The 11,650-nt window shown below is 45.6% G+C and carries 10 protein-coding genes, 1 pseudogene and 1 CRISPR repeat array; of the genes and pseudogenes, 4 read left to right on the top strand and 7 right to left on the bottom strand.

The window, feature by feature from the left end:
* Positions 1 to 68: 68 nt before the first annotated feature.
* The 4 genes and pseudogenes from ACLGGO_RS33460 to ACLGGO_RS33475 all read right to left on the bottom strand — a co-directional run bounded on the left by ACLGGO_RS33460 (position 69) and on the right by ACLGGO_RS33475 (position 1,413).
* Positions 69 to 403 (bottom strand): annotated as a pseudogene (locus tag ACLGGO_RS33460) (DUF5615 family PIN-like protein).
* On the bottom strand, positions 400 to 624 hold the full coding sequence (locus ACLGGO_RS33465; RefSeq protein WP_446400153.1) for a DUF433 domain-containing protein: 225 nt from the start codon (positions 622 to 624) through the stop codon (positions 400 to 402). Before ACLGGO_RS33465 ends, ACLGGO_RS33460 begins: the two are co-directional and overlap by 4 nt.
* A 126-nt stretch (positions 625 to 750) precedes the next feature.
* The gene (locus ACLGGO_RS33470; protein ID WP_446359674.1) at positions 751 to 1,098 is read right to left on the bottom strand and encodes a DUF5615 family PIN-like protein; all 348 of its coding nucleotides are present in this window, start codon (positions 1,096 to 1,098) and stop codon (positions 751 to 753) included.
* Positions 1,099 to 1,413 carry a DUF433 domain-containing protein gene (locus ACLGGO_RS33475; protein WP_446359675.1) on the bottom strand — a complete coding sequence of 105 codons (315 nt, stop codon included), beginning with the start codon at positions 1,411 to 1,413 and terminating at the stop codon, positions 1,099 to 1,101.
* Between the two features lie 310 nt (positions 1,414 to 1,723).
* A CRISPR array of direct repeats spans positions 1,724 to 2,047; the repeat unit is 36 nt; unit sequence GTTTCCATCCCCTTGCGGGGAAGTGTGTTTGTCAAG.
* Positions 2,048 to 2,807: 760 nt separating this feature from the next.
* Between ACLGGO_RS33475 and ACLGGO_RS33480 the strand changes: the two genes are divergently transcribed.
* Complete coding sequence (locus tag ACLGGO_RS33480) at positions 2,808 to 4,241, top strand: HAMP domain-containing sensor histidine kinase (protein WP_446422553.1); 1,434 nt, start codon at positions 2,808 to 2,810, stop codon at positions 4,239 to 4,241.
* A gap of 43 nt (positions 4,242 to 4,284) precedes the next feature.
* On the opposite strand, the gene ACLGGO_RS33485 is transcribed toward ACLGGO_RS33480, so the two are convergent.
* The 3 genes from ACLGGO_RS33485 to ACLGGO_RS33495 form a co-directional block, all read right to left on the bottom strand.
* Entirely contained in the window at positions 4,285 to 5,409 is a 1,125-nt protein-coding gene (locus ACLGGO_RS33485; protein ID WP_446335793.1) for an ABC transporter permease, read from the bottom strand.
* A gap of 44 nt (positions 5,410 to 5,453) precedes the next feature.
* Positions 5,454 to 6,572 carry an ABC transporter permease gene (locus ACLGGO_RS33490; protein WP_446422554.1) on the bottom strand — a complete coding sequence of 373 codons (1,119 nt, stop codon included), beginning with the start codon at positions 6,570 to 6,572 and terminating at the stop codon, positions 5,454 to 5,456.
* 144 nt (positions 6,573 to 6,716) lie between these two features.
* Positions 6,717 to 7,673 carry a cysteine peptidase family C39 domain-containing protein gene (locus tag ACLGGO_RS33495; protein WP_446335791.1) on the bottom strand — a complete coding sequence of 319 codons (957 nt, stop codon included), beginning with the start codon at positions 7,671 to 7,673 and terminating at the stop codon, positions 6,717 to 6,719.
* 253 nt (positions 7,674 to 7,926) lie between these two features.
* Between ACLGGO_RS33495 and hemC the strand changes: the two genes are divergently transcribed.
* The 3 genes from hemC to ACLGGO_RS33510 all read left to right on the top strand — a co-directional run bounded on the left by hemC (position 7,927) and on the right by ACLGGO_RS33510 (position 11,372).
* Positions 7,927 to 8,889: a hydroxymethylbilane synthase gene (gene hemC, locus ACLGGO_RS33500; protein WP_446422555.1), complete on the top strand. Its 963-nt coding sequence runs from the start codon at positions 7,927 to 7,929 to the stop codon at positions 8,887 to 8,889.
* Positions 8,890 to 9,158: 269 nt separating this feature from the next.
* On the top strand, positions 9,159 to 9,932 hold the full coding sequence (locus tag ACLGGO_RS33505; RefSeq protein WP_446422556.1) for a sporulation protein: 774 nt from the start codon (positions 9,159 to 9,161) through the stop codon (positions 9,930 to 9,932).
* A gap of 105 nt (positions 9,933 to 10,037) precedes the next feature.
* Positions 10,038 to 11,372 carry a ribulose bisphosphate carboxylase small subunit gene (locus tag ACLGGO_RS33510; RefSeq protein WP_446422557.1) on the top strand — a complete coding sequence of 445 codons (1,335 nt, stop codon included), beginning with the start codon at positions 10,038 to 10,040 and terminating at the stop codon, positions 11,370 to 11,372.
* Positions 11,373 to 11,650 lie beyond the last annotated feature (278 nt).

Below are 11,650 nucleotides of genomic sequence, written 5' to 3' on the forward strand. Positions count from 1 at the left end.
CCCACCGACCTATTTAGAAAATGTCTGAAACCCAAACAATTGTGATCAATACCGTCCCCTTAATCGGCTTAAAATAGGGTCAACACACCTACGTTTAGATCATTGCTAAAGGCGTTGATGTCGCTGTAATTATCTCTTAGTAGTTTTTCCATATCGTTGGTGGAACAATTGCCCCGACGAATCCAAATGACTTTAGGCGGAGTTCCCAAGAGAATGCTCAACTCACTAAAGTCGGCATCTTTAGTAACAATCATGAATTGTTGAGTCTAGCATATTCCCAAACATCTCGGTCTGAAGATGTTCCTAAGCCTAATGTATCGACGTGGGCAGAATTTGGATACAAATCAGTCAGTTTTGTTACCAAACGAGGAGAAAGGTTTTGATCAAACAGGAGAAGTTTCACGGTTGAACGGTAACAGTAAGGCGTTCGCGTTGAGCAGCAAACCAAAGACAAGCAAGGATATCTGTTTTAGTCAGATAGGGAAAGTCTTCTAGAATTTCCTCTTGGCTCATGTCGGAAGCGAGGTATTCCAAAACATCATAGACAGTGATTCGCATTCCTCGAATGCAGGGTTTACCGCCACGTTTCCCCGGTTCTAAGGTGATGATGTCTTTGTAATTCATTTTCTGATTCATCGATAGAACAATCTATGTGCCAAGATACCAGACTGGAGAAAACTGGGGGGAGGCTCCATGGTTTCCATCCCCTTGCGGGGAAGTGTGTTTGTCAAACCCTCCTACTGCTCACAACTAAAAGGGTAGATACTCAACAACATTAAGCCATTCCCCAGAGTCTGACGCCAAAGCAATCAGTTCTAAATCTTTCACAAACTGCCCAATCGTACCTCCTAACTGATGTCCAAATATCAACCCAGCAAAACGTCGTTCTTGACGTTGCCAATCCTCAGCCAATGCTTTAAAGCGAATATCTTGAGTAAACAAAACTCGACCCAGCGAACCAGCACGTTCTAGAAGTGCATCATCAGCTAACTCGGCTGAATTGTCTTCAATTGCGGTAAGAACATCTACACCCCGACGGCGCAATTGATCTGTAATGGCTTGAGGAACATGAACATCCATGTATAGTGCGACACTCACTTACAAAATCCCTCTTGCCTTCATCCGCACAAAGAATGGAGAAGGGGAGGCTTGAGTTTTTGCCTGTTGTGCTTGCTCCCATTCCTGGCGAATCTCACCCTCAATTTCATCTTGGCGATCGAAATAATACACCATTGCTGCATGAGCTTCTGAGCGTTTCAGATAAGGATGTTGACGACACATTTCCTCAACTGACCAACCATAAGCTAGGTAGTCCATGACAATCTGGGCGACGCGCACACGGGGTATCCGTTGCAACCGCGCTGATTCACCCTCTGCTTTCTCGATATGCGGATAAATTATTCCTGATTTCATCGCCTTGGTTCACTCAAGATTAAGGGTCAGAATAACTATGATAGACGAACTCGCCCCACCCTTAAAATGCAGGGTTTACCGCCACGTTTTCCCGGTTCTAAGGTGATGATGTTTTGTAATTCATTTTCTGAGTCATCGATAGAACAATCTATGTGCCAAGATACCAGACTGGAGAAAACCGCGATCTCGCATCTGGGTAATTTCCCGTATCTAATATCCCCAATCAACGCGGACAACGTAAATCCAGAGTTTTGCGGATAGCATTCTTATTATCAGGTTGAGTGGATGCGATTCGTTTCGGTTTCCTTTTGTTTCCATCCCCTTGCGGGGAAGTGTGTTTGTCAAGTAGCTGAGATCAACAACTTTCTCAGCTCGACCAAAGGTTTCCATCCCCTTGCGGGGAAGTGTGTTTGTCAAGCAGAATCCGGAATTACCGGGTCTGACCCCACAATGATGTTTCCATCCCCTTGCGGGGAAGTGTGTTTGTCAAGCTGGGTCTTTCGCTGCCCAGCAGCGAGTTCGTAAGAAGTTTCCATCCCCTTGCGGGGAAGTGTGTTTGTCAAGCTCTCATGCGAGAAGTACAGAATTAAGTTTTAGCGTTTCCATCCCCTTGCGGGGAAGTGTGTTTGTCAAGAGTTCGCTCAGGAAGCCTTACAGGGACTGGGTTTCAGCCGCCAAATCTACACACCTTTTTTTGTTGTCAATTAACCAGCGCTTATTGACAAAAATCTCAGGATTTCATCGCCCATAATCCTTACCTGGACGGCTATCGACACACCTCAACGGAAAAATGAGGGTTTCAGCCATTGGACGAGGTGTGTAGATTTGGGAATTTACGCGATTGTGCTATGCAGTTGTCGAGGTTCTGCTATTGATAATCATACACAAAACTTGCCCTGAAGCCAAGACTTATCCTGAATCTCTAGGTAGGATTTGCTGCACCAACCGGAAACCGAGCTAAATAGGGGTTGCTGAATAAGTCTGATGGTGGGGGTAGGAAGCCGGGGAAGCCGGGGGAGCTGGGGAAGCTGGGGGATAAAAGGGTTTAACCCTTTTTCCTTGAACAGGAGCAAATATCAATACTACTCAAAGCATTGATAGCTAAGGGTTTGGGAGTTGTGCAGCAAGCCCTCAATAAAGGCTGGTGGGCATTGCCCACCCTACGGTATAGCAGTTATAGACAAACGAACTGTTCCCCGTTCGCCGTTCCCTATTCCCCAACATAACGAATAAAACTCATCTATCCATCAGGAAAAAATCATCTTTATTTAATGATCATCGGATTAAGTGAAAGTAAGTCCAGTTTCCCCGATGCATCCCTTTTGAATAGAAATAGCCAAACCTCAACTCTAAAATGGGATGTATTTAACGCTGATAGATCGATCAAAACTCCGATGAAATTCCCCAGCCGTCTGCTCAAATTCTTATGTAAAGCGTTACCCAGATTTGACCCTTTTTCACTCCAGGTGCGATTAACTGTAGGCATTGCAGCCGTATCGATTACAGGATTAAGTGGTGTTGCTATCTGGACGAGTTGGTCGATGCAGCAAATCCTGATTAAAGCTCAAAAATATAATATTCAATATCTTAGCGATCGCTTCCCCCATGATGTAAAACTTTACAGTGAGATGATGCCCCTAGAAACAGGGATGCAAAAGGCGATTGAGAACCTGACTACGGGGGATACGCTGTTATGGGTGCGTCGTTCTGATGGATCAATTCCGGCTCAATCGTCAGCGTTGCAGCTTAATCCAACTAATCGTTTGTTGTCCTCACAGATACCACTAATACCTAAACTATATCGGGTGAACGGACGGTATTGGATAGCTTGTGGGACTCCCTTGCAAGTGCAGGGTGAAATGCTGGGTAAGGTTTATGTGGCAAAAGATATTACCAGCGAACAAAAAATGTTTTTGAGTTTGATTCGCACCTTGGGTATTGCCAGCCTGCTATCAATTACCGCCATGATTGTGGCAATTTCATTTTATATTAAGCGATCGCTGCAACCTTTATGTCAAATGAGTCAACTCACCCAAACCATTTCGGCTAAAGATTTAGGACAAGCGCGGCTTCATCTGGATAAAGCGCCGAGTGAGGTGAGAAAATTAGCGCAAACCTTTGATAATATGTTAAGTCGCTTGTTTGAGGCGTGGGAACAACAGCGGCAATTTGTGAGTAATGTTTCTCATGAATTGCGGACTCCATTAACGATTGTTTCGGGATATCTGCAAAGTATATTACGGCGCGGAAAAAACTTAACGCCTCCTCAGCAAGAAGCCTTGGAAATTGCCGCCTCAGAAGCGGATCGGACGGTTCAACTATTACAAGATTTATTGGACTTAGCACGAGTTGATCATGGCAGAATGCATTTTTATTTAGAACCCTTTGTGCTTAATGATTTGGTCGCCGAAGTCGTAGAGATGGCAGTACAATATAGTCATCGAGTAATTGATAGTGATACCAGGAGTGGAGTTATTGAAGTTTTAGCCGATCGCGATCGCCTCAAGCAAGTGTTGCTGAATTTAATTGACAATGCGGTGAAATATTCAGACCCAAACCAACCTGTAAGGGTAAAATTAGACCAACCGGGGGAACAGGTAAGGATTCAGGTGTGCGATCGCGGACAAGGTATCCCCTTAGCGCAGCAATCCCGCATCTTTGAGAGATTCTATCGCGGGGACGAGAATCGCGCTCGTTCCCCAGGAGGGACAGGTTTAGGCTTATCGATAGTGAAAACCCTGGTAGAAGGAATGGGGGGTCAAGTTACTGTGCGATCGCAACTTAATCAAGGGAGTGTGTTTACTGTACTATTACCCGCACCAGATTAGGAATTGGACATTGCTCAAATCATAATACACTTGTAGCTTTGATTCAACTGAGTTGATGGCGAAATTGGTTAATGCTGACTGATAATAACACAGTCGCAAATACTAGCAGTGCGATCGCGTGGGGAAACAGCACCTCCATACCTACGCCTTTGAGTAATATCCCCCGTACAATCGCGACATAGTGACGCAGGGGGTTCAACAGAGACAGGTATTGGAATACAGTAGGCATACTCTCAATCGGTGCGATCGCGCCAGATAGCTGAATCAAGGGTAAGTTAATAAAGAATGAGGTTAGCACCACCTGTTGCTGGGTTGCACACAGCGTCGCCAACATAATCCCAATCCCAATCCCCACCAAGACGTAAATCGCTGATAACCCCAAAAATAGCAACAAATTCCCCCGAAAGGGGACATCAAAAATCACCCGTGCTAGTATTAATGCCAACAACACATCACCCATGATTAGCACAAACAGGGGGACAATTTTCGCCAGCAAAATTTCCCAGGCTTGTGCTGGTGTCATCAGCAATTGTTCCAGAGTTCCTGTATCCTTTTCTCGAACCACCGTTACCGAAGAAACCAAGGAACTAATTAACGTGATCACAACCCCCATAACTCCAGGGACAAAAAACCAACTACTTTTTAACCCTGGATTATACAAAAAACGAGTTTCTGTGCTAATTAAGGGAGGCGCTGGATTCATGACAAATCGCTGACTATATTGGCGAATAATCTGATTAATATAACCCCGCGCAATCCCCGCCGTATTCGCATCCACCCCATCAATGATTATTTGCACATTTGCCGTTTTATTTTGGGCTAAATTCCGATTAAAATCCGGTGGAATAATTAATCCAGCCGTCAATTCCCCTTGCCGTACTTGTTCGGCTAACTCTTGCTCAGTAGCAGGATAGGCTTGAGCCTCAAATATCCGATTTTCCGTTAAAGCTGATACCAGTTCTCGACTCTCATAGCTATTGGCATAATCGACAATTCCCAACTTGAGATATTGCACATCAGGATTTAGGGCAAACCCATAGATGAGCAGTTGAATTGTGGGTGGAATGGTTAAAAGAACTACTAATTCTTTGTTCCTCAAGATTTGGTTAATCTCTTTCAAGATTAAAGACCAAAAGCAACTATTAAAGAATTGGCGAATAATTTTCATAGGTGATTGATGATTTTTGAAATTATCCCTTGTTTCCCCTAATATTAATCGGATAACTGCATACGCTTTAAGCCTATCCTTGCCGCATTAAACAGCAATAGCCCTAAAACGATCAGGATCAGTACCCATAACCAGACACCCGACCAACCTGTCCCTCGAACGTAAGCATCGCGGGTAACTTCGATATAATAACGCGCTGGGACAATATTAGAAACCAATGACAAGGGAAAGGGAATATTACTCAGAGGATAGATAAATCCCGATAGCAGTAATGCCGTTAAAAAGCCAATTAACGCCACAGCTTGAACGGCGGCATTTTGACTCGCTGCCCGCACGCCGACCAAAAGCCCAAAGCTGACACTATCGGCTAAAAAGATCAGCGTACTCACTAATAAGGGTGTGGGATCGCCAGCAAACCCTAAGCCCCAAATTAATGAGCCTAACCCCATAATAAAGAATGCTTCGCTAATGCCAATTATGAGATAGGCTAAGCCTTTGCCTAAGAGTAATTCTAAAGCGGTGAGACTAGACGCATAAACTTGTAATATTGTTCCCTTTTCTTTTTCCCTTACCATGGCAACTGCCACCAGCAAAGAGGGATAAATCCATAAAATCAAGGCATAAAGACCGGGTACAATATAAAGCGATTCTTGCCGTCCCGGATTGAACCAGATCCGCACCCTAGCGTTGATTTTTTCGGTTAGAGGTTGTAAGCCAGAATCCTGTAAAAAGAATTTAGTCGTTGCCTGAATACTATTTTTAATCACACGGGCATTATTGGTATCTGTGCCATCGACGAGAACTTGTACATTTGTACGTTTATTTGCTTTAATCTGGCGGGTAAAATCAGGGGGAATTACTACCGCAACTTTGGCAATTCCTTGGTCAATTACGGATTGAGGGTCAATCCTTTGCGGATTGGTGTTTTCTGGAAATGCTGGCTTAAATTGATTCGTGGCAAACAACCGTTCGACATAGGAACGGCTCAGGGGAGTTAAATCAAAATCTTGCACAAATAGAGGAATATCTTTGGCTTCTAGACGAATGGCAAAGCCGAAAATAAGTAACGTCATTAGGGGCAGAATAAATGCCAGCGCCAAGGTCAGGCGATCGCGTTGAAATTGGGCGAGTTCTTTGATACATTGAGATAAGATGCGTTTCATGTTATTGATTGAACGTTCCGGAACTTAAAGCTAACATAAGCTAACTGTACTCGGTTGGGTTGACGCGCCAAAACCCAACCTACTCACCGAACCTCACTACACTTCTTATCCACAGGTAAGCTCTTATACTCTACACCCCACAACCTACACTTTGGGTGGATAGGTAACAAATATAGCTTGACCTATCCAATAGCCTTTCATCTGGTCAAAGGTCAGGATTTGACGCCCATAAAGTGGGTTACCAATGGTTACAGTTCGCGCTTTGCCATCAATTGATAATAGGGCGACAGCATGGTTAAATATCACTCCATCGACAGGTTCTTTGACAGTTAGTACCGCTGGTTTACCCGTGGCAATTAAATCATCAATAGTGAGACCCCATTGATAGCTTGGCGCTAAACCGAGCTGCTCCATTGCCTGAATTGTACCTAATGAGTGAGTCCCTTTTTGCGTTGTATGGGTGAGTTTAACTACATCCCGTTCCGATAAATTGGGGTCTAATCCTACAAATCGGGCTAGTGTGGCGATACTGGCTGGAACGCAGGTATGAGATGTTGTTTGCAGAACTACTCCTTCAAGAACTAAGGGTTCACTGGCGATTCCAGTCATGGGGAAGGTGTAATATAGAATTATCCCCAACGGGATCATCATTCCCAGGACTATTCCTACTAACAGATGTAACTGTTGGCGAGAACGTTTTCCGGACAACTCAATTGATAGGACTAACCCCAAAGTTAAGCATCCCAACGCCAAGATGATGGGCTGATGATAAGCACCTAGATATAAGCGAACAATTAAGGGGAAAAGGCGATAAATATTAAATTGTCCGAATAGAAGAATGAACGCCGCCATTGTCGCGATCGCGAGAAACATCCGATTAATCTGGCGGCGGCAATTTTTAGGGTTATGGGATGCGGCTAACCGATTTCCCACAATCGCACCACTACTTAGAGGAATCAGGCAAAACAGAGTAAGAAATAGAATAGGATAGTGCGATCGCATTGCCCAAAGGGTTAGGCACATTCCTACCCCATAAGCAGCGAGGAGGAGTTGAGATAAGGTAATACGCGGTTTAAGTTGAAGTTTAAGTAGATTGTTCATTGTTGTTTCGACAACAGCAGCTTGTCTTAAGCCCAATTTCACTCACCAAAGAAAGCTGCTGTATGGGTAGTAAATCCGTGGCGAGTGGAGTCTACTACCTTATATTTCTAACTGGGTTAGGCTTATGCAAGGCTGATGACTAGGAAACAGGGAACAGGGAAAAGTGACAAAGGACAAATGATAAATGACAAGTGACCAAACTGCGGTAGGCTAGAGTAGGTGACTCTTTATACTTGTTTGACGCGATCGCTCTATGTCCTCCACTGTTACCAGTCCTGCTCGCACGATTCGGATCGGTTCCCGCAAAAGCCAATTGGCTCTGGTGCAAACCTATTGGGTACAGGAACAACTACAAAAACACTACCCGGATCGGCACTTTGAAGTCCAGACCATGAGTACCCACGGGGATAAAATCTTGGATGTGGCACTATCCAAGATTGGCGATAAGGGACTCTTTACCAAAGAATTAGAAGTAGGGATGCTGAATCAGGAGATTGATTTAGCCGTGCATTCCCTCAAGGATTTGCCCACCACGTTACCAGAAGGATTAGTCTTGGGGTGTGTGACACAACGAGAAAACCCAGCCGACGCCCTGGTGGTTCACGCCAAACACCAAGACAAGCAACTGGATACCCTTCCCGAAGGTGCGGTGATTGGCACATCATCCCTGCGGCGTTTGGCACAATTGCGCCACCATTTCCCCCATTTCGCGTTTAAAGATATTCGCGGAAATCTCAACACCCGACTCGCCAAACTCGATGCTGGGGAGTTTGACGCTTTGATTTTAGCCGCCGCCGGGTTAAAACGATTGGATATGAGCGATCGCATCCACCAAGTTATACCCTCCGATATTTCTCTACATGCCGTTGGACAAGGAGCGTTGGGCATAGAATGTCGAGGGGAGGATCAAGAAATCTTGAATTTACTCAAAGTCATTGAACATTCCCCAACCACGCAACGCTGTTATGCAGAACGGGCATTTTTACGGGAACTCGAAGGCGGTTGTCAAGCACCCATTGGCGTAGATACAGAGATCACGGGGAATACCCTCATCCTCACAGGTATGGTTGCCAGTTTAGATGGGAAAACCCTGATCAAAGATACCATGACCGGCGATGGGACTCAGGCGGAAGCATTAGGGATTAAACTGGCTCAACATTTACGTCAGCAAGGGGCGCAAGAGATATTAGACGAAATCTTCGCTCAAACGCGGTAGGGTAGTACGCCTCGTGCGCCCTCCCCCTCGTTCCCAGGCTTTGCCTGGGAATGCCCTTTTAGGCTCTGTTCCCCGTCTGTAAATCCTACCCACTCCGGCATTCTAGAATCCTTTTACTGTTACTTCTCTAAGTGATTAACGGTTCATTCAACTAACAGAATAAAATTAAAATCTTGGCAATATGATTAAGCAAACCTGGAGATAGATGCCTTTCAAGTTATCCCTGGCTTATACTAGGGTGTTATCCCGACAAAAACCCGGTCAGAGCCATGTTTAAAAAATTTCTATCCAGAGTAGGAATTGGCGCCGCCACCGTTGATACTCGCCTATCGACAGAATCCTTGATTCCAGGCGAAATGCTCAATGGAGATGTTCATATTACCGGTGGAGATAGCTCCCAAGACATTGATGATATTTACCTCTACGTCGAGACTGAATACAAACGGGAATATGAAGAGACGACAGCGACAGAAACCTGTAAATTGGTAAAGTATCACCTGAGTGAACGCTTCAAGTTGCAACCCAAAGAAACCAAAGTTATCCCCTTTTCCTTCCCACTTCCTTATGAAACGCCACTGACGCTGGGACATCAACCCGTTTATGTCCGGACTGGGTTGGATATTTCCCTGGCAATTGATCCGAAAGACACCGATTATATCGAGGTGCGTCCCCATCCCTTAATGGAATTGGTGCTAGAAGCCAGCAAAAATATGGGGTTTCAACTTCATAAAGTAGATTGTGAATATAATCCTTACTTAGGCGGCAATGTTCCCTTTGTCCAAGAATTTGAATTTCGACCGATGGGTCGATATCAGGGATATTTAGATGAACTGGAGATTGTGTTTTCCCTGCAATCAGACACATTATTAAATGTTTTCCTAGAAATCGACAAACGGGCGCGGGGTTTTGGTGGTTTTCTGCAAGAAGCCTTTGATATGGATGAACGCTATGCCCAGGTTCAGATTTCATCAGATTATCTGACAAGTCCGGTGACGGATGTTGAGGCTATTTTAGAGGGTACAATTCAAAGTTACTTAAGTTAAGATTAATTTTTTATGCCAACCGCAAAAACCGGGTTTGCTGAGGTTGCAGGTAACGTTTCTACGGTAAGATAAAGAATTACCGATCGCACAAAGACCTCTCGATTTATGACCTACTACATCGCGCCCAGCTTCCGGGATAAACTGGCGGTTCACATCACCAAAAACTATCTAGATTTAGAGGGTGTAAGAGTTCCTCTAATTCTGGGGATTCACGGACGCAAGGGAGAAGGCAAATCCTTCCAATGCGAGTTAGTGTTTGAAAAAATGGGGATTGGTGTCATCCATATCTCTGGCGGTGAACTGGAAAGTCCGGATGCAGGTGATCCGGCGCGTCTGATTCGCCTGCGTTATCGAGAAGCCGCCGAAATGATCAAGGTGCAGGGAAAAATGTGCGCTTTAATGATAAATGACTTGGATGCAGGGGTAGGACGCTTTGACCGCACCACCCAATACACGGTCAATACTCAACTCGTCAGCGCCACATTAATGAATATTGCAGACCATCCCACCGACGTGCAACTCCCTGGGAGTTATGACGCCAATCCCCTGCATCGCGTCCCGATTATCGTAACTGGGAACGACTTCTCCACCCTCTATGCGCCTTTAATTCGAGAAGGTCGTATGGAAAAATATTACTGGGAACCGAATCGAGAGGAACGCATTGGCATTATTGGCGGGATTTTTGCCGCAGATGAACTATCCCGACGGGAGATAGAACAACTGGTGGAGCAGTTCCCTAATCAAGCCATTGACTTTTTTAGCGCCTTGCGATCGCGGATTTATGATCAACAGATTCTCCACTTCATCCATGATGTCGGACTGGACAAGATTTCCTTTCGCGTGGTTCGCAGTACAGAAGCGCCGCCGGAATTTGAAAAGCCGAATTTTAATATCTCTCACTTAATCGAATTCGGTCAGGTGATGATCGGCGAACAAAAACAAGTCGAGGAGATGGGATTAGTTCGAGAATATAATAAAGCACTGCGCGAAAGCCCTGCCATTGAGATACCTCCAGCACGGCAATTAACAGGTCAAAATAACACACAGACACACAGACAGGGAAACGGTTTAGCACAAGAACTCCGCACCCTTGAACGTCTGGACAGTTCAAGAGATGAAGCAATTGCCAAGACTAGAGTCAACCCCAAGACACCTCAACCCTCAGAACCCACCACACCCTTAGATTTAGGTATCCAGCAGCAGATTCGCGAACTCTTAGCCCAAGGATACCGTCTCAGCTTAGAGTATGCCAACGAGCGGCGCTTTCGCACCAATGCCTGGAAAAGTGATGGCACATTTCAAGGAGATGAAGCATCAGAGGTGATCCTGACTTTAGCCGAACGCCTTGCTGAGCATAATAATGAATACGTGCGGTTAATTGGCATTGACCCCAAAGCCAAGCGACGAATTCTGGAAACGGTTATTCAGAAACCAACTTAGGATTTGTCATTCGTCATTCGTCATTCGTCATTTGTGATAATTGAACGGTTAGGTCGGGGCGGGTTTAGTTATATCAGGGTGCAAACGAAACGTTAGGGGTAAAACCCGCCCCTACAACAGACGTTTCATCAGAGGAGTCTCTACAACCCCGTTTCCCACCATCTCCCCCAGCTCCCCCTGCTCCCCCCCCCCCCCCCCCCCCCCCCCCCCCCCCCCCCCCCCCCCCCCCCCTCCCCCCCCTCCCCCCCCCCCCCCCCCCCCACCCCCCCCCACCCCCC

It is taken from the genome of Coleofasciculus sp. (genome assembly GCF_046565525.1).
In the GTDB taxonomy this organism is placed as follows: Bacteria; Cyanobacteriota; Cyanobacteriia; order Cyanobacteriales; family Coleofasciculaceae; genus Coleofasciculus.